The organism is Klebsiella sp. CN_Kp075, from assembly GCF_040065055.2.
GTDB lineage: Bacteria > Pseudomonadota > Gammaproteobacteria > Enterobacterales > Enterobacteriaceae > Klebsiella > Klebsiella aerogenes.
Map to the genome: position 1 here is coordinate 841,252 of NZ_CM198050.1, position 21,846 is coordinate 863,097.

Annotated in this window: 18 protein-coding genes; 14 read left to right on the top strand and 4 right to left on the bottom strand. The window is 56.0% G+C overall.

The window, feature by feature from the left end; genetic code table 11:
* Window positions 1-109: 109 nt before the first annotated feature.
* Together ABLV78_RS04055 and loiP are read right to left on the bottom strand one after the other, a co-directional pair.
* Window positions 110-1,378 (bottom strand): OprD family outer membrane porin, encoded by a 1,269-nt coding sequence (locus tag ABLV78_RS04055; RefSeq protein WP_015958965.1) that lies wholly within the window; start codon window positions 1,376-1,378, stop codon window positions 110-112.
* A 377-nt stretch (window positions 1,379-1,755) separates the two neighbouring features.
* Window positions 1,756-2,514 (bottom strand): metalloprotease LoiP, encoded by a 759-nt coding sequence (loiP, locus tag ABLV78_RS04060; protein ID WP_015703437.1) that lies wholly within the window; start codon window positions 2,512-2,514, stop codon window positions 1,756-1,758.
* A gap of 279 nt (window positions 2,515-2,793) precedes the next feature.
* Here loiP and tkt point away from each other — a divergent pair, with 279 nt between their 5' ends.
* The 4 genes from tkt (at window position 2,794) to fbaA (ending at window position 8,595) form a co-directional block, all read left to right on the top strand.
* A complete protein-coding gene (gene tkt, locus ABLV78_RS04065; RefSeq protein ID WP_045392025.1) occupies window positions 2,794-4,785 on the top strand; it encodes a transketolase in 1,992 nt (663 codons plus the stop codon).
* Window positions 4,786-5,170: 385 nt separating this feature from the next.
* Window positions 5,171-6,190, top strand: coding sequence for an erythrose-4-phosphate dehydrogenase (gene epd, locus ABLV78_RS04070; RefSeq protein WP_015369761.1), 1,020 nt, complete (start codon window positions 5,171-5,173; stop codon window positions 6,188-6,190).
* Window positions 6,191-6,241: 51 nt separating this feature from the next.
* On the top strand, window positions 6,242-7,405 hold the full coding sequence (gene pgk / locus ABLV78_RS04075) for a phosphoglycerate kinase (RefSeq protein ID WP_015369762.1): 1,164 nt from the start codon (window positions 6,242-6,244) through the stop codon (window positions 7,403-7,405).
* A 110-nt stretch (window positions 7,406-7,515) separates the two neighbouring features.
* Complete coding sequence (gene fbaA, locus ABLV78_RS04080) at window positions 7,516-8,595, top strand: class II fructose-bisphosphate aldolase (RefSeq protein WP_004144748.1); 1,080 nt, start codon at window positions 7,516-7,518, stop codon at window positions 8,593-8,595.
* Window positions 8,596-8,681: 86 nt separating this feature from the next.
* Here the strand turns inward: fbaA and ABLV78_RS04085 are convergent, their stop codons facing one another.
* Window positions 8,682-9,584 carry a carbamate kinase gene (locus ABLV78_RS04085; RefSeq protein WP_047044048.1) on the bottom strand — a complete coding sequence of 301 codons (903 nt, stop codon included), beginning with the start codon at window positions 9,582-9,584 and terminating at the stop codon, window positions 8,682-8,684.
* Between the two features lie 327 nt (window positions 9,585-9,911).
* Here ABLV78_RS04085 and ABLV78_RS04090 point away from each other — a divergent pair, with 327 nt between their 5' ends.
* From ABLV78_RS04090 to ABLV78_RS04125, 8 genes are all read left to right on the top strand, one after another.
* Entirely contained in the window at window positions 9,912-11,135 is a 1,224-nt protein-coding gene (locus ABLV78_RS04090; RefSeq protein ID WP_047044047.1) for an MFS transporter, read from the top strand.
* 13 nt (window positions 11,136-11,148) lie between these two features.
* On the top strand, window positions 11,149-12,810 hold the full coding sequence (locus ABLV78_RS04095; RefSeq protein WP_047044045.1) for an acyl-CoA synthetase FdrA: 1,662 nt from the start codon (window positions 11,149-11,151) through the stop codon (window positions 12,808-12,810).
* Between the two features lie 16 nt (window positions 12,811-12,826).
* Window positions 12,827-14,089: a YlbE family protein gene (locus ABLV78_RS04100; RefSeq protein ID WP_047044043.1), complete on the top strand. Its 1,263-nt coding sequence runs from the start codon at window positions 12,827-12,829 to the stop codon at window positions 14,087-14,089.
* A gap of 40 nt (window positions 14,090-14,129) precedes the next feature.
* The gene (locus ABLV78_RS04105; protein ID WP_047044041.1) at window positions 14,130-15,020 is read left to right on the top strand and encodes an oxamate carbamoyltransferase subunit AllH family protein; all 891 of its coding nucleotides are present in this window, start codon (window positions 14,130-14,132) and stop codon (window positions 15,018-15,020) included.
* Window positions 14,920-15,852, top strand: coding sequence for an HTH-type transcriptional activator AllS (allS, locus tag ABLV78_RS04110; protein ID WP_046883085.1), 933 nt, complete (start codon window positions 14,920-14,922; stop codon window positions 15,850-15,852). Before ABLV78_RS04105 ends, allS begins: the two co-directional genes overlap by 101 nt.
* 129 nt (window positions 15,853-15,981) lie before the next feature.
* Window positions 15,982-16,839 carry a small-conductance mechanosensitive channel MscS gene (locus tag ABLV78_RS04115; RefSeq protein ID WP_047044039.1) on the top strand — a complete coding sequence of 286 codons (858 nt, stop codon included), beginning with the start codon at window positions 15,982-15,984 and terminating at the stop codon, window positions 16,837-16,839.
* 154 nt (window positions 16,840-16,993) lie between these two features.
* The gene (gene argO / locus ABLV78_RS04120; RefSeq protein WP_015703435.1) at window positions 16,994-17,635 is read left to right on the top strand and encodes an arginine exporter ArgO; all 642 of its coding nucleotides are present in this window, start codon (window positions 16,994-16,996) and stop codon (window positions 17,633-17,635) included.
* Window positions 17,636-17,720: 85 nt separating this feature from the next.
* The gene (locus tag ABLV78_RS04125) at window positions 17,721-18,488 is read left to right on the top strand and encodes an oxidative stress defense protein (RefSeq protein WP_015369771.1); all 768 of its coding nucleotides are present in this window, start codon (window positions 17,721-17,723) and stop codon (window positions 18,486-18,488) included.
* 54 nt (window positions 18,489-18,542) lie between these two features.
* On the opposite strand, the gene argP is transcribed toward ABLV78_RS04125, so the two are convergent.
* Window positions 18,543-19,436 carry a DNA-binding transcriptional regulator ArgP gene (argP, locus tag ABLV78_RS04130; protein ID WP_008806448.1) on the bottom strand — a complete coding sequence of 298 codons (894 nt, stop codon included), beginning with the start codon at window positions 19,434-19,436 and terminating at the stop codon, window positions 18,543-18,545.
* A gap of 167 nt (window positions 19,437-19,603) precedes the next feature.
* Between argP and rpiA the strand changes: the two genes are divergently transcribed.
* Both rpiA and serA read left to right on the top strand, forming a co-directional pair.
* Entirely contained in the window at window positions 19,604-20,266 is a 663-nt protein-coding gene (gene rpiA, locus ABLV78_RS04135; protein ID WP_045392023.1) for a ribose-5-phosphate isomerase RpiA, read from the top strand.
* A 268-nt stretch (window positions 20,267-20,534) separates the two neighbouring features.
* On the top strand, window positions 20,535-21,767 hold the full coding sequence (serA, locus tag ABLV78_RS04140) for a phosphoglycerate dehydrogenase (protein ID WP_015369774.1): 1,233 nt from the start codon (window positions 20,535-20,537) through the stop codon (window positions 21,765-21,767).
* The last annotated feature ends 79 nt before the right edge of the window (window positions 21,768-21,846 follow it).

The window sequence follows — 21,846 nt, forward strand, 5'->3', positions numbered from 1 at the left end:
CCTTCCGGGGAGAGGGTACCGCACGGCACAGGGGGTTAATCAAGGCGCCGGACGGTTGCTCCTGCGCGTCGGGAGAGGGCCGGCCCGCAGGAGAGGGTTCATTACACGGTTAAAATACGTTAAACGGATATTCGACGTAGAACCGCACTTCATTACCGCTGACGTTATAGTCGCTGGCGTTGCTGGAAACGCGCAGCACCGAATAGCGGAGTCTCAATTTCAAATCTTTCGCCATACCGTTTTGCACCTGGTACTGCACCTGGTTGAACCATTCGTGTTCTTTACCGTTGCTGGTCTCGGCGGTTTTAATGTTATCGCCGCGAACGTAGGCGGTAGTCCAGCTCAGGCCCGGTACGCCCAGTCCGGCAAAATCCAGGCCATAGGAGGCCTGCCAGGAACGCTCATCCTCGCCGTTAAAATCTGACCAGTAGGAGTTAGCCAGCCAGATGGTGTTGCCGCCATCGCCGACGCCGCCCTGATTCTGATACCCGCCGTAGTGGTAGCCAGTGCTGCCGCTGCTTTGCTGGTAAGCGACTTTAAAGGTATGAATATCCCAGATATAGCTGGCGGCCAGGCTCCAGATGCTGTTGCTGCGCCCGGTGTCATTGGCGTCGGCATATTCTTGATCTAAGCGCGAGTTATAGCCGTTGAAGTCAACAATCAGCTGCTGGTCGGCGGCGAACGGCTGCTTGTAGTTCAGGCCGAGATACTGCTTATTCAGCACGTCCTCGACGTGTGAAGCGTATAGCGCGCCGCTGAGCTGGTCGTTGAATTGATAGCTGGCGCCGCCAAAGGTCAGGCTCTTCAGGCCGCTGTTGTGGCTGTCGTCGCTTTTGCGCTGCTGATCGGTGAGATAACCGGCGTTAATTTCCAGACCGTCGATTTCTCTTGAGGTCAGCATGGTACCGGTATAGCTCTCGTACAGCAGCCGCGAGTCATCGGCGTAGACGATAGGCAGCATCGGGCGCTGGCTGCCGTAGCTGAGTACGGTATTCGAGAAGCGCATTTTGGCGGTAGCGCCGAATTTGGCTAAATCGGACTTCGCGCGGCCATCATCATCCTGGGCGAAAAAGTCGATACCGCCCGCGCCGCTGCGGCCGCGACCGCCGTCGAGGCGCACGGCGTACTGCGCAATGCCGTCAACGCCGAAGCCGACCGGTCCCTGGGTGAAGCCGGATTCGAAGGTAGCGATAATACCCTGACCCCATTCGGCTTTATCCGGCAATCCATCGCGATAATCGCGTTTGATATAAGCGTTACGTAAAAAGAGATCCAGGTGGCTGTCTTCAATAAAGCCCTGACTGGTAGATTGTTGGCTGGCGAAAGCCGGCGCGGCGGCAATAATGCCAAGTGCGATTAATGGTAATTCTTTTTTCACTGAGGGCACTTCTCTGTCTGTCGATATATTCATGGGAATCACTGCCAGTCAGATATTCTCCTGAAATAATGTCGAAAGCAATCATTGTGTGAGCAGTTATTGCAGCCGGAAACAGGCTGTATGGCGCGTGAGCCGTGCGCCAGGTAGTAAGGGGTGGACTATTTATTATTCGGGTAAAGACGATTCTGAAAGCCAGATAATGTGCGACCTTTTTAATTTACCAAATAATATATTTCTGAATCGCCGGGTATAAAATAATTGGCTGTGATGCGCTGTGATAATAATTAACGGTTTGTGCGCTTAAATTATCAATTGATGCGGCTAAATATTTTTACGGGTATATAAAAAAGGGAGGCGATAATGCCTCCCGCTGTCGTTTATTTAATGCCGTCGGCCTTCATGCGATCGCGAATATGCTGCGCGCGGGCTTCCGACGCCGGGTGATCGTCAAACATGGAGCTCTGACGGCCGGCTTCCAGCTTGGCCAGTTTTTCGAAGCTGGTGGCCAGCCCCGATGGATTGATGCCGCGTTTACGCAGCAGGTCGTAAGAGTAGTCGTCCGCTTCCGACTCCTGGCGCTGGGAGAACTGCGAGTTCACCAGTTTTTCGCCGAGATCGCCCAGCTGCGACTGCGACAGGCTGCCGACGATGCCGCCAGCGGAGGCCGCCGCCGCGCGTACGGCGTTAGTGCCCAGCGCGACCTGCATGCCTTTCTTCACGTGACCCAACGCAACGTGGCCCATTTCGTGGCCGATAACCGCTTCTACTTCGTTATCGTTCATCAGGTCCATCAGGCCGCTGTAAACGCGGATGCAGCCGTTGGCCATCGCGAAGGCGTTGACGTCTTTCGTTTCATAGACCTTGTAGTTGACCGGCTGGCCGTTGATGTTATCGCCCAGCGCGGCGGCAATCTTGCTCAGGCGTTTGCTGTACTCGCTGCTGGCCGGGGAAATAGTGGCTTTGGCGTCCATCTCTTTACACGCCTGGTCGCTTAAGGTTTTTACCTGTTCGTCGCTAAGAGAGTAGGCCTGGAATGCTTCCGCGCCGGAGCTCAGCAGGGCGTTGGAATCCATGTTCTGACATCCGGTTAATGTTGCTGCGATCCCGAAGGCAAGAAGGGTTGAGCGAATTTTCATTTTTATCTTCCACAATCTTATGGTTTTTTATCTGAATAATGGGCGACGACGGACCCGCCTCGTCCTGTGCAAAGTATAAATAGTATCTCATGATCCGGGCGAGTGGATTCCGCGGCAGCACAACGTGTTCCAGAGATTTCTTAATGGGCAAAAGGATGCTCCATGTACATGCTTTGTCGCTTGGGTTACATTGTTCACACTTTTTTCCGGCGTAGCCCAAAACGCGCTCTCGTCAAGTCGTTAAGGGCATGGCCTTATAACATCCGAACTGGAGTCAAAATGTCCTCACGTAAAGAGCTTGCCAACGCTATTCGTGCGCTGAGCATGGACGCTGTACAGAAAGCCAAATCCGGCCACCCTGGCGCCCCGATGGGCATGGCTGACATTGCCGAAGTCCTGTGGCGTGATTTCCTGAACCATAACCCGCAGAACCCGTCCTGGGCCGATCGCGACCGCTTCGTGCTGTCCAACGGTCACGGTTCCATGCTGATTTACAGCCTGCTGCACCTCACCGGTTATGATCTGCCGATCGAAGAACTGAAAAACTTCCGTCAGCTGCACTCTAAGACTCCGGGCCACCCGGAAGTCGGCTACACCGCAGGCGTGGAAACCACCACCGGCCCGCTGGGTCAGGGTATCGCTAACGCAGTCGGTATGGCTATCGCGGAAAAAACGCTGGCGGCGCAGTTTAACCGTCCAGGGCACGACATCGTCGATCACTTCACCTACGCCTTCATGGGCGACGGCTGCATGATGGAAGGCATTTCTCACGAAGTGTGCTCCCTGGCCGGTACCCTGAAACTGGGTAAACTGGTGGCGTTCTATGATGACAACGGCATCTCCATTGATGGTCACGTTGAAGGCTGGTTCACCGACGATACCGCGAAACGCTTTGAAGCCTACGGCTGGCACGTGGTGCGCGGCGTTGACGGTCACGACGCTGACGCCATCAAACGCGCGGTAGAAGAAGCGCGCGCGGTCACCGACAAACCGTCCCTGCTGATGTGCAAAACCATCATCGGCTTCGGTTCGCCGAACAAAGCAGGCACCCATGATTCCCACGGCGCGCCGCTGGGCGACGCTGAAATCGCGCTGACCCGCGAAGCGCTGGGCTGGAAATACGCTCCGTTTGAAATCCCGTCTGACATCTATGCGCAGTGGGATGCGAAAGAAGCCGGCCAGGCGAAAGAAGCCGCGTGGAACGAGAAGTTTGCCGCCTACGCCAAAGCCTTCCCGCAGGAAGCTGCCGAATTCACCCGCCGTATGAAAGGCGAAATGCCGTCTGACTTCGACGCCAAAGCTAACGAGTTCATCGCTAAGCTGCAGGCGAATCCGGCGAAGATCGCCAGCCGTAAAGCATCGCAGAACGCCATCGAAGCGTTTGGCCCGCTGCTGCCGGAATTCCTCGGCGGTTCTGCTGACCTGGCGCCGTCCAACCTGACCCTGTGGTCCGGTTCTAAGCCGATCAACGAAGACACCGCCGGTAACTACATCCATTACGGCGTACGTGAATTCGGTATGACCGCGATTGCCAACGGTATCGCGCTGCACGGCGGTTTCCTGCCGTACACCTCTACCTTCCTGATGTTCGTCGAGTATGCGCGTAACGCGGTACGTATGGCGGCGCTGATGAAACAGCGTCAGGTGATGGTCTACACCCACGACTCCATCGGTCTGGGCGAAGATGGCCCGACTCACCAGCCGGTAGAGCAGGTCGCTTCCCTGCGCGTCACGCCGAACATGTCCACCTGGCGTCCGTGTGACCAGGTTGAATCCGCAATTGCGTGGAAATATGGCGTAGAGCGTCAGGACGGCCCGACCGCGCTGATCCTCTCCCGTCAGAACCTGGCGCAGCAGGAGCGTACCGCAGAGCAGCTGGCAAACGTGGCCCGCGGCGGTTATGTGCTGAAAGATTGCGCCGGCCAGCCGGAACTGATCTTCATCGCTACCGGTTCAGAAGTGGAACTGGCGGTTGCCGCGTGGGACAAACTGACCGCCGAAGGCGTGAAGGCGCGCGTGGTCTCCATGCCGTCCACCGACGCATTCGACAAGCAGGATGCGGCCTATCGTGAATCCGTACTGCCGAAAGCCGTTTCTGCCCGCGTGGCGGTAGAAGCCGGTATCGCGGACTACTGGTTCAAATACGTGGGCCTGAACGGCGCCATCGTTGGCATGACTACCTTCGGTGAGTCTGCGCCGGCTGAGCAGCTGTTCGAAGAGTTCGGCTTCACCGTTGACAACGTTGTCGCTAAAGCGAAAGCGCTGCTGTAATCGCTGGTACGGTGCGGGCTGATGCCTTCACCCCAACCCTCTCCCACAGGAGAGGGTGCGAACACCAAAAACGGTAACCCCTGGGTTACCGTTTTGCTTTTATCTCGCCACCCGGTTTTTTTGTAGGCACTATTCCTCGAACATGTAACTACCCTGTAAATTATTCCAAAGAAAATGTGACGCAAGTCATATAGCTGGTTTATTGCTCTGGACAAACATTCCTTTTATTCCGACTTTGGCTTATTCTAGCTGAAGCGTTTCAGTCGTATAAATGTTCGACAATTAATCAATCAGTCGCAGTTTGCGACAGGTAAGGTTCCCCTAAAGGCGTTGCTGGATTACTCTGTCAGCCACCTCAAATCAGGGATAACCTTGCAGGAGACCTATGACCATACGCATCGCGATTAATGGCTTCGGTCGCATAGGACGCAACGTGGTTCGCGCTTTGTATGAATCCGGGCGTCGTGCGGAAATCACCGTGGTGGCGATCAATGAACTGGCGGATGCCGCTGGCATCGCGCATTTATTGAAGTACGACACCAGCCATGGCCGTTTTTCCTGGGATGTTCGCCAGGAGCGGGAACAGCTGTATGTCGGCGATGACGTTATTCGTCTACTGCATGAGCCTTCTATCGCCGCGCTGCCCTGGCAGGAGCTGGCGGTGGATGTGGTGCTGGACTGTACCGGCGTATACGGTAGCCGTGAACATGGCGAAGCCCATCTTCAGGCTGGCGCGAAGAAAGTGCTCTTTTCACATCCTGGCGGCAACGATCTCGACGCAACGGTAGTCTTCGGCGTCAACCATGATGAACTGCGCGCGGAGCACCGCATTGTCTCCAACGCCTCCTGCACTACCAACTGCATTATTCCGGTCATTAAACTGCTAGATGATGCCTACGGCATTGAGTCAGGAACGGTCACGACAATCCACTCCGCGATGCACGACCAGCAGGTGATCGATGCCTATCATCCGGATCTGCGGCGCACCCGTGCGGCCAGCCAGTCAATTATTCCGGTTGATACTAAACTTGCGGCGGGGATCACCCGTATTTTCCCGCAGTTTAACGACCGTTTTGAGGCGATCGCGGTACGCGTACCGACGATTAACGTCACCGCAATAGACCTGAGCGTGACGGTGAAAAAACCGGTAAAGGCCTGTGAAGTCAACCAGTTGCTGCAAAAAGCAGCACAGGGAGCATTTCATGGTATAGTTGACTATACGGAATTACCGTTGGTCTCGACAGATTTTAACCACGACCCGCACAGCGCCATCGTCGATGGCACGCAAACCCGGGTCAGTGGCGCGCATCTGATCAAAACGTTGGTCTGGTGCGATAACGAATGGGGCTTTGCTAACCGAATGCTCGACACGACGTTAGCGATGGCCGCGCAAGGTTTCAGGTAAGGCGCTGCGGCGCTTGCAAAACTTTATCAAGAATCAACGAGAGGATTCACCATGTCTGTAATTAAGATGACCGATTTGGATCTGGCTGGTAAACGCGTTTTCATCCGTGCTGATCTGAACGTACCGGTTAAAGATGGCAAAGTGACCAGCGACGCGCGTATCCGCGCCTCCCTGCCGACCATCGAACTGGCGCTGAAACAGGGTGCTAAAGTAATGGTTACTTCTCACCTGGGTCGTCCGACCGAAGGCGAGTACAACGAAGAATTCTCTCTGTTGCCGGTTGTTAATTACCTGAAAGACAAACTGTCTAACCCGGTTCGTCTGGTTAAAGATTACCTGGATGGCGTTGACGTTGCTGCCGGTGAACTGGTGGTTCTGGAAAACGTTCGCTTCAACAAAGGCGAGAAAAAAGACGACGAAGAGCTGTCTAAGAAATACGCTGCGCTGTGCGACGTATTCGTCATGGACGCTTTCGGTACCGCGCACCGCGCGCAGGCTTCCACCCACGGTATCGGTAAATTCGCCGATGTCGCTTGTGCAGGCCCGCTGCTGGCCGCTGAACTCGACGCGCTGGGTAAAGCGCTGAAAGAGCCGGCTCGTCCGATGGTTGCTATCGTTGGCGGTTCTAAAGTTTCCACCAAACTGACCGTTCTCGACTCCCTGTCCAAAATCGCTGACCAGCTGATCGTCGGCGGCGGTATCGCTAACACCTTCGTTGCCGCTCAAGGCCACAACGTCGGTAAATCCTTGTACGAAGCGGACCTGGTTGACGAAGCTAAGCGCCTGCTGAGCACCTGCGATATCCCGGTTCCGACTGACGTTCGCGTCGCTACCGAGTTCTCTGAAACCGCCACCGCGACCCTGAAATCCGTTAACGACATCAAAGATGACGAGCAGATTCTGGACCTCGGCGACGTTTCCGCACAGAAACTGGCTGAAATCCTGAAAAACGCCAAAACCATCCTGTGGAATGGCCCGGTTGGCGTATTCGAATTCCCGAACTTCCGTAAAGGTACTGAAATCGTCGCTAATGCTATCGCAGACAGCGAAGGTTTCTCTATCGCAGGCGGCGGTGACACCCTGGCGGCGATTGACCTGTTCGGCATCGCTGACAAAATCTCCTACATCTCCACTGGCGGCGGCGCATTCCTCGAATTCGTGGAAGGCAAAGTTCTGCCGGCAGTAGCAATGCTCGAAGAGCGCGCTAAGCAGTAATTTAGTTCAGGCGGGGAAACCCGCCTGTTTTTCAGCGCGCTAACGTACAATTTTGTACAGCTCGCGAACCTTCTTCAACGGTCGAAGATACAGATACAGGACTAAGTAACATGTCTAAAATTTTTGATTTCGTAAAACCGGGCGTCATCACTGGCGACGACGTTCAGAAAGTGTTCCAGGTAGCTAAAGAAAACAACTTTGCTCTGCCAGCGGTAAACTGCGTGGGTACTGACTCCATCAACGCCGTTCTGGAAGCTGCTGCGAAAGTTCGTTCTCCGGTTATCGTTCAGTTCTCTAACGGCGGCGCTGCGTTCATCGCGGGCAAAGGCGTGAAAACTGACGTTCCGCAGGGCGCTGCTATCCTCGGCGCTATCTCTGGCGCGCATCACGTGCACCAGATGGCTGAACACTACGGCGTGCCGGTTATCCTGCACACTGACCACTGCGCGAAGAAACTGCTGCCGTGGATCGACGGCCTGCTGGACGCGGGTGAAAAACACTTCGCTGCCACCGGCAAACCGCTGTTCTCTTCCCACATGATCGACCTGTCTGAAGAGTCCCTGCACGAAAACATCGAGATCTGCTCTAAGTACCTGGCTCGCATGGCCAAAATGGGCATGACTCTGGAAATCGAACTGGGCTGCACCGGCGGTGAAGAAGACGGCGTGGACAACAGCCACATGGACGCTTCCGCACTGTACACTCAGCCGGAAGACGTTGATTACGCGTACACCGAGCTGAGCAAAATCAGCCCGCGCTTCACCATCGCCGCTTCCTTCGGTAACGTACACGGCGTTTACAAGCCGGGTAACGTGGTTCTGACTCCGACTATCCTGCGCGACTCTCAGGAATATGTTTCTAAGAAACACAACCTGCCGCACAACAGCCTGAACTTCGTCTTCCACGGCGGTTCCGGTTCTTCCGCTCAGGAAATCAAAGACTCCGTCAGCTACGGCGTTGTCAAAATGAACATCGATACCGACACCCAATGGGCGACCTGGGACGGTATCCTGCAGTACTACAAAGCGAACGAAGCTTACCTGCAGGGCCAGCTGGGCAACCCGAAAGGCGAAGACCAGCCGAACAAGAAATACTACGATCCGCGCGTATGGCTGCGTGCCGCTCAGACCTCTATGGTGACTCGTCTGGAGCAGGCATTCAAAGAGCTGAACGCGATCGACGTTCTGTAATTTCGCTTGCTGCGAGCGTAACGAAGGGAAACGGCGTTTCCTTTCATTACCGGCATAAAAAAGGCTTCCTGCGGGAAGCCTTTTTTTTAGCGGCTTACGCAGGTGCCTTTTTCCCCGGCTAATATCTGTGGCGCATCCTTTAACGCGCCGATAAAGGCGTTATTTCCGGTCTGTTTGACAAACTGAATGACCGCTTCCGCTTTCGGCCCCATTGCGCCGTCCGGCGCGGCAAACGGCGCGAGCGTAGCAATGGTGGCCTGACGCAACGGGCGAGCCTGCGGCGTCCCCCAGTCAACATAGACCGCATCGGCATCCGTCAGTATCAGCAGGTGGTCGGCATGAATGGCGCCGGCAAGCGCTGCCGCCGTCAAATCTTTATCGATAACCGCTTCGACTCCCCGGTAACCGTGCGTATCGGCAACCACCGGGATCCCGCCGCCGCCGCAGCAAATCACCAGATGACCGGCATCCATCAGCGTCTGAATGGCCGCGCTATCAACAATATTTAGCGGCTTGGGGGAAGGGACCACCCGACGGATATAGTCGCCATCCGCTTTCATCTGCCAACCATAGCGTTTTTCCAGCTCCGCCTGCTGCTGCGGCGGATAGACCGGGCCAATATATTTCCCCGGCGCCGCGAAAGCGTCATCATTTGCCGCCACCTCTACGCGCGTCATCAGGGTACTGACCGGCGCACCGGCGTATTGCATCAGTTCCTGAGCGATAGCGAAGCCTATCATCCCCTGACTTTCCGCGACCAGAATATCCAGCGGCCAGGCGGGAGATTCCTGATAGGCGGCGTTTTGCAGCGCCAGCAATCCGACCTGCGGGCCATTACCGTGCACGATCACCAGCTGATAATCACGGGCTAATTCCGCCGCCATCCGGGCAAAAAGTTGAATGCTGCGCTGCTGATTTTCCGCGCTGAGCACTTCTCCGCGCTGCAGCAGTGCATTACCACCCAGCGCAATAACGATTTTCTTTTTCATGATGACCTCATTGAATTATAGAAGTGCGCTAAAAATATCGTTTTAGCGGCCAGGTAATGTGATGAGGTCGCCACTTTATCGAGAGTAAAAAATATCTCGCTAATAAATATTATATTCGCTGGTTTTATTTAAATGTTTTTAAAGATGATTATTAGATTTTTTTTAATAATTTCGTCAGCAGTCTTTAGGAATTTAAAACAATGGATTTTGTGTGACTTTGTTCAAATGAAATACATGGTTACCCCGATATGGTTAGCGGAGTTAAAACATCAATCCTTCACGCATCCTCTGGGATGGCCTGAGGTGAATATTGCCGGGAGATAGCTTATGTCAGGAACGTATGAGGTAACCGAGGTGACCAAAAGAAAAGGAATACCCGCCTGGTGGGTCACGGTATTTCTTTTCTGGTTAGGTTGGGTATTTATGTATGCCGATCGCACGGTATTAAATCCGGTGATGGGTGAGCTGGAAAAAGAGTTTGGTTTAAGCGGAACGCAATTAGGAGTGCTCAACTCCGTATTTTATTTTTCTTATGCATTGCTACAGGTGCCGGCGGGGATCCTCGGGGACAAAATCGGTAAGAAAAAAGTGCTAGTGCCTGGGTTTATTCTGTTTGGCGTTTTTACCGCGGTCACCGGCTGGGTAAAAAGCTGGTATATGCTGCTATTTGCCCGCGTGGTCACCGGCGCAGGCGAGGGGACATATTATGGCCCGCAGTATGGCTTGTCTTCCGAGCAGATCCCGAAAAAATTCCGCTCGCTGGGCAGCGCGATTATCAATAGCGGAATGGCCTTTGGCATTGCGCTGGGTCTGATGACCTCCAGCTGGCTGGTCTATGACCAGGGTTACTCGTGGCGGATGCCGTTTTATGCCATGGCGATACCTTCGGTGCTGGTAGGGATTGCTATCTGGCTATTCGTGAAAGAGAAAAAACGCACCGCCGACGCTGAGGGCAAACCGGTACAAAAAGGTAAATTTAGCGATCTGTTGAAGAATCGTAATTTAATTCTGACCTATATTATGGTGTTCTGCAGCCTGTTTGGTTTCTTCGTTATTCTGACCTGGCTTCCTTATTATCTGCAAAACGAGCGCGGTATTGCCGGTAGCGAAACTGGGTTTATTTCGTCGCTGGTCGCGTGGATCTCTATTCCCGGCGCGCTGTTGTTCTCGGGGCTGTCGGATAAATTAGGCCGCCGCAAGCCGTTAATTTTATTCCTCGTGCCGGTGGCGATTGCCAGCATGCTTTCCATTATTTGGATGCCGAGTATGACCGGCGTCATCGTGGCGCTGTGCGTGTACGGCCTGGTTGGCAAACTGGCGCTGGATCCGGTACTGGTGGCACTGGTCGCCGATAGCGTCGATGAAACCAATTACAGTACCGCGTTTGGTTTATTTAATTTTATCGGCATGAGCTCATCGATTCTGGCGCCGATTATTGCAGGGGCGGCGCGTGATATTACCGGCAGTCTGGCTTCGAGCTTTTATGTTTCCGCTGCGCTGCTGGTCATTGGTCTGGTCGCCATGCTGTTTTTAAAAGAAAAACGCACATAAAGAGGTAGCGGTAATGATTTACGCTTTTATTAAAAAGGGAAGCTTCCAGGATTCCGTAAGCCTGATGATTATTTCCCGCAAATTAAGTGAACGCCCGGAAGTGGATCAGGTTTCGGTCATGATGGGTACCCCGGCGAATAAATCGATGCTGGAGTCGACCGGATTCTGGCATCCGGATTTCGCCGAGGCGACGCCCAACGATATTTGTGTCGCAGTCCGCACGCACGAAGCGCAGCCGGAAATTCTCGATTTAATCCGTGAACAATTAGAGAAAGAGCTAAGCGCTATCGCTAATGCATCGGGCAGCTCAACGCAGCTGGTCAAGGCGCGGCGCTGGGAGAGCGCCTGCCAGAAATTACCGGACGCGAATCTGTTGCTGGTTTCGGTGGCAGGGGAGTACGCCGCCGGGGTGGCGAAAGAGGGATTGTTAGCCAATAAGAGCGTGATGCTGTTTTCCGATAACGTCCCGCTGGAGCAAGAAGTTGAACTGAAAACGCTGGCTCGCGAGAAGGGGCTCATTGTGATGGGGCCGGATTGCGGAACGGCAATGATTGCCGGTAGTCCGCTGGCCTTTGCCAACGTTTTACCGCAGGGCGGAATTGGCGTCATCGGCGCATCGGGGACCGGGATCCAGGAAATCACCTCCCAGGTGGCGCTGCATCAACAGGGAATTAGCCACGCCATCGGCCTTGGCGGGCGCGATCTCAGCGCCGAAGTCGGCGGTATCAGTGCCCTGACCGCGCTGGAGATGCTGGCGGCCGATAGCGCGACGCAGGTTATCGCTTTTGTCTCCAAACCGCCTTCGCCACAGGTGCGTGCCCGCATCATTGCCGCCATGCAAAAGCAGAATAAACCGGTGGTGGCGCTGTTCCTTGGTAGTCGTGCCGAGCAGCGCCGCGAGGGCAACGTCTGGCTGGCGAACTCGCTGGCGGACGCCGCGCAGCTGGCGGTACTGCTGATGCGTGTCGCGCAACAGCGGCAGAGCCAGCCGCAGGTTGCAGGCAAGGGAATTTATGGCCTGTACGCTGGCGGTACCCTTGCCGCCGAGGCCGCGATGCTGCTTTCCGCTCATCTGGGAATACCGGTCAGCGACAGCCACGCCGACGGCGTGATGCTGGAAGCCGGCGGGCATCGCATTGTCGACCTTGGCGACGATAGTTACACCCTCGGTAGACCGCACCCGATGATCGACCCCACCACCCGCAGCATTGAAATTGAGAAGCTGGCGACCATGCCGGAAGTTGGCGTGCTGTTGCTGGATGTGGTGCTGGGCTATGGCGCCTGCGCCGATCCGGCCGGGGCGGTGGTTGAGGCCATCGAGCAGGTCCGGCGTAAACGTGTCGCGCCGTTGGTGGTTATCGCCACCATGACCGGTACCGATGCCGACCCGCAGGGCCGTAGCGAGCAGATAGCCATCCTGGGCGATGCCGGGGTTGCGGTGGTTGAAACCCTCGAAGAGGCGACGCTACTGGCGGTTAGCCTGACGCAGCATCAGCCGCAGAGCGAATCGGCAGCGCATAACCCGCTGCTCGACGGCGTGCAGGTCATTAATGCCGGGTTGCGCAGCTTCGCGCTGGATCTACAAAGCAGCGGTACGCCAGTGGTGCATTATCAGTGGGCGCCTGTTGCCGGCGGTAACGCTCGTCTCGCCAGTTTACTCAAGCAGTTACATTAAGTTCAGAGGTATGGATATGTACTCATCAATTGCACAGGCTAACGAAGCCATTATCGAACGAATTAAAGCCGCGCGCCCGCATTGGGTTGCCGTCCGTCCTGCGAAAGAGGCGGTGGCTGAATTATCTTCTGGACGTAAATTACTGCACGCCGGGCCGCCAATCGCCTGGCAAGAGATGACCGGGCCGATGCGCGGAGCCTGTATCGGCGCATCGTTGTTTGAAGGCTGGGCGACGAGCGAAGAAGAAGCCGTGCGGATGCTGGAGCAGGGAGAGGTGGAATTCATCCCTTGCCACCACGTGGGCGCGGTAGGGCCGATGGGCGGGATCACCTCGGCGAACATGCCGGTGCTGGTGGTGCGCGATGTGGTTCATGGTAACCAATCCTGCTGTAACCTGAATGAAGGGATCGGCAAAGTGATGCGCTTCGGCGCCTACGGCGAGGATGTGCAAACGCGTCTGCGCTGGATGCGCGACACGCTCGCGCCGGTGCTGCAAGAAGCGCTGTCGCGAATGGAAAACGGCGTTGACCTGACGGCGATGATGGCGCAGGCGATTACCATGGGCGATGAGTTCCACCAGCGTAATATCGCCGCCTCGTCGCTGCTGCTGCGCACGCTGTCGCCGGTCATTGCTGACCTGGATCGGCCAAAGGCGGAAATTGTCGCCGTGCTGCAGTTCCTCAGCGTCACCGATCAGTTCTTCCTCAACCTGGCGATGGCTTACAGCAAAGCGGTGATGGATGCGGCGGCGGAAATTAAAGCCGGTTCGGTGGTGACCGCCATGACCCGCAACGGCCGCGAGTTCGGCATTCGCGTTAGCGGTACCGGCGATCGCTGGTTTACCGCGCCGGTGAATACGCCGCAGGGGCTGTTCTTCACCGGCTACAGTCAGGCGGATGCCAACCCGGACATCGGCGATAGCGCGATTACCGAAACGCTGGGCATCGGCGGCGCGGCGATGATTGCCGCACCGGGCGTGACGCGCTTCGTCGGCGCTGGCGGAATGGGCGCGGCGCTGGAAACATCGGAAGAGATGTCTGAAATCTATCTTGCCAACAACCCGCTGTTCCAGATCCCATCATGGGACTTCAAAGGCGCCTGCCTGGGGCTGGATGTTCGGCGGGTCGTGGAAACCGGTATCACGCCGCTTATCAATACCGGTATTGCCCATCGCGAGGCGGGGATAGGTCAGGTGGGAGCGGGAACCGTTCGCGCGCCGCTGCTGTGCTTTGAGAAGGCGCTGGAAGCGTTGGCGGAACTGCACCACATCACTGCCTGAGTCGAGAGAGGGGCGGCGCTGCCGCCCCGGAGAGACGCCGATGAAAACCCTCAATGCGCTGGCCTGTACCGGCCTTGAACAGTTAGCCGACGGCGTGTGGCAGCACCATAGTCAATTTTCACAGGCGGTTAATTTCGTCCACGCCGATGGGACTTTACTGACGCTATTTCGCTACGGCAAAGGTATTGGCCCGACGGGTATTCTGCTTAGCAGCACCCAGTTTGCGCAGTTGGCTAATCTTCCGCGGCTGGTTAAGCAGGGGCGCATATTGTGGGGGGCGGGAGTTGTGATTCGCCCGCGTCGGATGCTCAAACTTCGCATTCCCGTCGGCCGCTCGCTTCTTCTCGATCTTACGTCTTATTCATGCCAGAGCGGACTATGCGCCGCGCTCAATCAGCCGTTGGCGGATATGTCGTTTTATTCATCTATTATGGGCGAACTGGAGCGCTGGCGACGCGGCGAGTTCCCGGACTGGGGATGGCTGATTGGCAAGGGACCCGGATTAACCCCCAGCGGCGATGATATGCTCGCCGGGATGTTGGCGATGCTGTACGGCGCCGGTTTTTCTGACCGCCTGCACTCGTTTATCCCCCCGGCGGATCAACTTACATCGCTGACAACTTCGGTAAGCTGTAGCTATCTGAATAGCGCCAGGCGCGGCGAGTTTTCGCTGCCGGTGGTTAAGGTAATGCGCGGGCTGCGGTCGACAGGCGATCCCAGGCGAGCAATTCAGCGTTTGCTGGCGGTAGGTCATACTTCTGGGGCTGATACGCTGCTGGGGATGGCATTCGCGCAGCATTGGTTACAGAGAGTGGATTCAAGGAGAACGCATGCTCGATCAGGAAACCATCCGTACGTTTATACAGGTCGCCGAGACCGGGAGTTTCTCCCGCGCGGCCAGCCTGCTGCACAAAACGCCGGCGGCGATTAGCTATCGTATCAAAACGCTGGAAGAGCAGGTGGCAACGCAGCTCTTTTTACGCACGACTCGCTCGGTAAGCCTGACGCTGGCCGGGCAACATCTGCTTGAGCACTGTCGGCAGTGGCTGAACTGGCTTGACGTGATGCCCGATGAACTCCAGCAGATTAATGCCGGCGTCGAAAGACAGGTTAATATCGTTATCAATAATCTTCTGTATCAGCCGCAAAGCGCCGCGGATCTCCTGACCTGGCTACATCAGCAGTTTCCTTTTACCCGTTTTCAGCTTTCCCGCCAGGTCTATATGGGGGTCTGGGACTCTTTGCTATACGACGATTTCCAGCTGGCGATTGGCGTAACCGGCTCGGAATCCCTGTCCAACAATATCTCTTTATTGCCGCTCGGCGATATTCGCTGGCAGTTTGTGGTGGCGCAGAATCATCCCCTTGCCAGTCACCCCGCGGCGGTACTCTCCGACGACGCGCTACGCCGCTATCCGGCAATTAACATTGAGGATACGTCGCGGACTCTGACGCGTCGTGTCGCCTGGCTGCTCAACGGGCAAAAAGAAATCAAGGTGCCGGATCTCAGCACCAAGCTGGCCTGCCATCTTAGCGGTCTGGGGGTCGGCTTTTTGCCGGAACGAATGTGTCGCGCTTACCTGGAATCCGGCGCGCTGGTGGCCCGTGCGGTCGCCAACCCCCGCCAGCCTTCGCCGCTCTCCGTTGCCTGGAAGAATGCCGGCAGCGGTAAAGTCGTCAGTGAAATCGCCAGGGCGTTCGAGCGCAAAGAGGCATTAGTCAGCGGTTTTTTGCGGATGGTGGATCGTCCTGCGCAAGCGTAATGCGGCGTTAGTTTCATCTGGATCAGATTGAGAAATGGCATCTTCGGTGGTTTTTGTTTACCTTTAAAAGGTCATTTTCGTGAGAATGATCTCATTTGCTTTTTTTTGATATGACCCAAGGATTACTAAATGGAAGATTTGAACGTTGTCGATAGCATCAACCATGCCGGGACCTGGCTGGCGCGCAACCAGGAGTTGCTGCTGAGCTATGCCGTCAACATCGTTGCCGCTATCGTTATCCTGATCATCGGGATGATCGTGGCGCGCATCGTTTCTAACACCGTCAACCGCCTGATGCTGGCGCGTAAGATCGACGCGACTGTCGCCGATTTTCTCTCCGCGCTGGTGCGCTATGCGATTATCGCCTTTACGCTGATTGCCGCCCTGGGCCGCGTTGGCGTACAGACCGCCTCAGTGATTGCCGTGCTGGGCGCCGCCGGTTTGGCCGTGGGTCTGGCGCTGCAGGGGTCGTTGTCGAACCTTGCCGCAGGCGTGCTGCTGGTGATGTTCCGCCCGTTCCGCGCCGGTGAATATGTCGATCTCGGCGGCATCGCGGGCACGGTGCAGAACGTGCAGATTTTCTCCACTACTCTGCGTACCGTCGATGGCAAAATCGTGGTGGTGCCGAACGGCAAAATCATCGCTGGCAATATCATTAACTTCTCCCGTGAGCCGGCGCGTCGCAATGAGTTTATTATCGGCGTCTCCTACGATGCCGATATCGATAAGGTGAAACAACTGCTGACCGCGATTATCGAATCCGACGACCGCATTCTGCGCGATCGCGAAAGGACCGTTCGTCTTAACGAACTGGGCGCCTCTTCGGTAAACTTCGTGGTTCGCGTATGGAGCAAAAGCAGCGACCTGCAAAACGTCTACTGGGACGTGCTGGAGCGCATTAAGCGCGATTTCGACGCCAATGGCATCAGCTTCCCGTATCCGCAGATGGACGTACATATGGTGAATCAGCAGGAAAAAGCGCAGTAATTTTTTCCAGCAATGACACAAGACCGGCATCGCCGGTCTTTTTTTGCCTGTAGCTATTAGCTTCACTTATTAATGATTAAAATTATCAATTTCCGCTAATGTTGACGGCGCGCTATATTCTCCGGCATTAACGATGAAACCGGAAAATTAAACGATGCTATCTTATTACTTTCAAGGGCTTGCGCTGGGCGCGGCGATGATCCTGCCGCTCGGGCCGCAAAACGCTTTCGTGATGAATCAGGGTATCCGCCGCCAGTATCATTTAATGATTGCGCTGTTGTGCGCGCTTAGCGATCTGGCGTTAATCTGCGCCGGAATTTTCGGCGGTAGCGCGCTACTGATGCAGTCGCCGTGGCTGCTGGCGCTGGTCACCTGGGGCGGCGTCGCTTTCCTGTTATGGTACGGCTTCGGCGCGCTGAAGACGGCGATGAGCAATAATCTCGAGCTGGCCAGCGCCGAGGTCATGAAGCAGGGGCGCTGGAAAATCATTGTTACCATGCTGGCGGTGACCTGGCTTAACCCTCATGTGTATCTCGATACCTTTGTGGTGCTCGGAAGCCTCGGCGGACAGCTGGCGGTCGAGCCCAAACGCTGGTTCGCGCTGGGGACAATTAGCGCGTCATTCTTATGGTTCTTCGGCCTGGCGCTGCTGGCCGCGTGGCTGGCGCCGCGTTTACGCACCGCGCGGGCGCAGCGAATCATCAACGTGCTTGTCGGGCTGGTGATGTGGTTTATCGCCCTGCAGTTAGCAAAAGATGGCCTGCAACATATACAGATGCTCATCAACCAGGCTTAGTCCGATGGACTTTCCGCGCGTAAGCGCTAAGCTAGCTGGCATGCGTCCTTAAAATGGGCGACCTAAGCAAGATGGAGAAACGACAGTGAAGTTAAAAGTCTTAGCCCTGGCGGCAGCACTCGGATTCAGCACGATGGCGGCGCAGGCAAGTGAATTGCCGGATGGCCCGCATATTGTGACTTCAGGCACAGCAAGCGTTGCAGCGGTTCCGGATATCGCCACTCTGGCGATTGAAGTTAACGTCGCGGCAAAAGATGCGGCATCGGCAAAAAAACAGGCTGACGATCGCGTTGCGCAATATCTCTCTTTCCTTGAAAAGAGCGGCATTGCCAAAAAGGATATCAGCTCGGCGAACCTGCGTACCCAACCTGATTACGACTATCAGAACGGGAAAAGCATCCTTAAAGGCTATCGCGCGGTGCGTACCGTCGAAGTTACCCTGCGTCAGCTCGATAAGCTGAATGGCCTGCTGGACGGCGCGCTGAAAGCGGGGCTGAACGAAATTCGTTCCGTATCGCTGGGCGTTGCGCAACCGGATGCCTACAAAGATAAAGCGCGTAAAGCGGCTATCGATGATGCGGTGCATCAGGCGCAGGAGCTGGCTGCTGGCTTCCACAGCAAGCTGGGTCCGGTCTATAGCGTGCGTTACCATGTTTCCAACTATCAGCCGAGCCCGATGGTTCGCATGATGAAGGCGGCTGACGCCGCGCCGGTCTCCGCGCAGGAAACCTACGAGCAGGCGACCATCCAGTTTGATGATCAGGTTGACGTGGTCTTCGAACTGCAGCCAGCACAGGCCGCTGCGCCTGCCGCGCCGGCGAAACCAGCGGAAGCGCCGAAACCGGCTCAGTAAGCCACAGCGACAAAAAAGCCACTTCAGTGAAGTGGCTTTTTTTATGCCCGCCGTTTAATCCTGGCGCAGCACCTTGTGGCCGTAATCAATAAGCGCATCGGTCACCCGGCGCATCATGCGGCTTTCCGGTGCAAAGCGGTGCCAGTAGAGCATCCGGCGCTGGAACAGCCCTGGCGTCAGGTCGATAAGCTCGCCGCTCTTCAGCTCTTTCTCGATCTGCAGATGCGGGATCATACAGCAGGTGGTGCCCTGACGCGCCAGCTGCACGAAGGCCTCCGACGAGTTGACGATATGGCAGGGCACGCTGCCCGGCGGCAGGTCGAAGTTTTGCTGCAGGAACGCCTGGTGCATATCGTCGAGATGATCGAAGGCGACCACCGGCGCTTTCAGCAGCGCAGAACGCGTTACCCCGTTAGGGAAGTAGCGTTGCGCAAACTCCTTCGAGGCGACGAACAGGTAATCGAGCGCGCCGAGTTGATCGACCAGGCAGCTTGGTAGCGCCTGCGGCTGAATACTCACCGCGCCGACCACTTCCCCACGGCGCAGGCGCTCCTGGGTGCGGGTTTCATCTTCAACCTGCAGATTGAGGCGAATAGGGGAGTCGGATAGCACGTTGGCCAGCGCCGGCAGCAGCCAGGTCGCCAGACTGTCGGCGTTGACCGCCAACGACAGCAGCAGCGGCGTGGAGCCGGTCTGCTCATCGCCAAGCCACTCTTCTTCCAGCAGCTCAACCTGGCGCAGCAGAGCCAACAGTTTTTGCCCCTGCTCGGTCGGGCGCGGCGGTACGGTACGCACCAGCAGTGGTTGGCCAAACATGTTTTCCAGCTGTTTGATACGCTGTGAGACGGCGGACTGTGTAATGCATAGCTTCTGCGCGGCGCGCTCAAACCCACGTTCCCTAATCACCGCATCCAGCGCTTGTAATGTTCTGTAGTCCGGTCGTTTCATTATTCTGGCGTACCCCCATAACTTTTCGTTAACCCGCACTATGACATAAATTTGTTTTTGATAAAGACGAAAATGGTCTGCTCAGATGTGTGATCGCCATCGCAGGGACATTTCATCCGTCGATGTTCTATAATGCGCGGTAAGTATTCACATCTCGGACGATAATCATGACGCAGGATGAACTGAAAAAAGCAGTCGGCTGGGCAGCGCTGCAATATGTACAACCGGGCACCATTGTCGGTGTTGGCACCGGCTCCACGGCGGCGCATTTTATTGATGCGCTGGGGACCATGAAAGGGCAGATTGAAGGCGCGGTATCCAGCTCCGACGCCTCTACCGAAAAGCTGAAAAGCCTCGGTATCCCGGTATTCGACCTTAACTCCGTCGACCGCCTGGGCATCTACGTTGACGGCGCGGATGAAATTAACGGCCACATGCAGATGATCAAAGGCGGCGGTGCGGCGCTGACCCGCGAAAAGATCATCGCCTCGGTTGCCGATAAGTTTATCTGCATCGCCGACGCCTCCAAGCAGGTTGATATCCTCGGCAACTTCCCGCTGCCGGTGGAAGTGATCCCGATGGCGCGCAGCGCCGTCGCGCGTCAGCTGGTGAAGCTGGGCGGCCGCCCGGAATATCGTCAGGGCGTGGTGACGGATAACGGCAACGTGATCCTCGATGTACACGGCCTCGAAATCCTGGACGCTATCGCGCTGGAAAACGCCATTAACGGTATCCCGGGCGTGGTGACCGTCGGCTTGTTCGCCAACCGCGGCGCCGACGTGGCGCTGATCGGTACCGCCGACGGCGTGAAGACCATCGTCAGTAAATAAGACGATCGGGGGGAAGTTTCGCGCTTCCCCCTAAATTTTTTTCTATGGCCTTAATTTGGTGACTTGTGTCACATTTACGTAACCTTTCTGAGTAACAATCTGCCATCTATTCTCTTTCTGGTGTTTTGTCCTGTCTTTTGCTTCAACGTGATATTTCTTCAGGTCGGCGAGGCAAACGTTCATATTGCCGCGATAGTTTTTTTTGATATGTTGCTGGAAGAGTTTTTGTTCAGCACGACATCAGTACCAATAAAAACAGGACGGGGAAATGGCTAAGGTATCACTGGAAAAAGACAAGATTAAATTTCTGCTAGTTGAAGGCGTGCATCAGAAAGCAATCGATAACCTTCGTGCGGCAGGTTACACCAACATCGAATTTCACAAAGGCGCGCTGGATACTGAAGAGCTGAAAGCGTCGATCCGTGATGCCCATTTTATCGGCCTGCGTTCCCGTACTCATCTGACTGAAGAGATCTTCGCCGCGGCGGAAAAACTGGTGGCGGTGGGCTGCTTCTGTATCGGCACCAACCAGGTCGATCTGGATGCGGCGGCGAAGCGCGGTATCCCGGTATTTAACGCCCCGTTCTCGAACACCCGTTCGGTGGCTGAGCTGGTCATCGGCGAGCTACTGCTGATGCTGCGCGGCGTGCCGGAAGCTAACGCCAAGGCGCATCGCGGCGTGTGGAATAAGCAGGCGGTAGGCAGCTTTGAAGCGCGCGGCAAAAAACTGGGGATTATCGGTTACGGCCATATCGGCACCCAGCTCGGCATTCTGGCGGAATCGCTGGGGATGCACGTCTATTTTTATGATATCGAAAACAAACTGCCGCTGGGCAACGCCACGCAGGTTCAGCACCTCTCCGACCTGCTGAACATGAGCGATGTCGTTAGCCTGCACGTGCCGGAAAACGCCTCCACCAAAAACATGATGGGGCCGGAAGAGCTGGCGCTGATGAAGCCGGGCGCGCTGCTGATCAACGCCTCTCGCGGCACGGTGGTGGATATCCCGGCGCTGTGCGATGCGCTGTCGCGTAAGCACCTGGCCGGCGCGGCCATTGACGTCTTCCCGACGGAGCCGGCGACCAACAGCGATCCGTTTAACTCTCCGCTATGCGAATTCGATAACGTGATCCTGACGCCGCATATCGGCGGCTCAACTCAGGAAGCGCAGGAAAACATTGGTCTGGAAGTGGCTGGCAAGCTGGCGAAGTATTCCGACAACGGTTCTACGCTGTCGGCGGTGAACTTCCCGGAGGTTTCTCTGCCGCTGCACGGCGGACGCCGTCTGCTGCATATTCATGAAAACCGCCCTGGCATCCTGACGGCGCTTAACCAGATTTTCGCCGCGCAGAACATCAACATCGCCGCCCAGTATCTGCAGACCACCCCGCAGATGGGTTACGTGGTGATTGATATCGAAGCCGACGGCGACGTCGCGCAGCAGGCGCTGCTGGCGATGAAAGCGATCCCGGGCACCATCCGCGCCCGTCTGCTGTACTAATTTGTTGTTGCCTCACGGGCAGGTCGCATACCTGCCCGTATTTTTTTAACGCCTTCCTGGCGTAATTCTCGAACCCGCA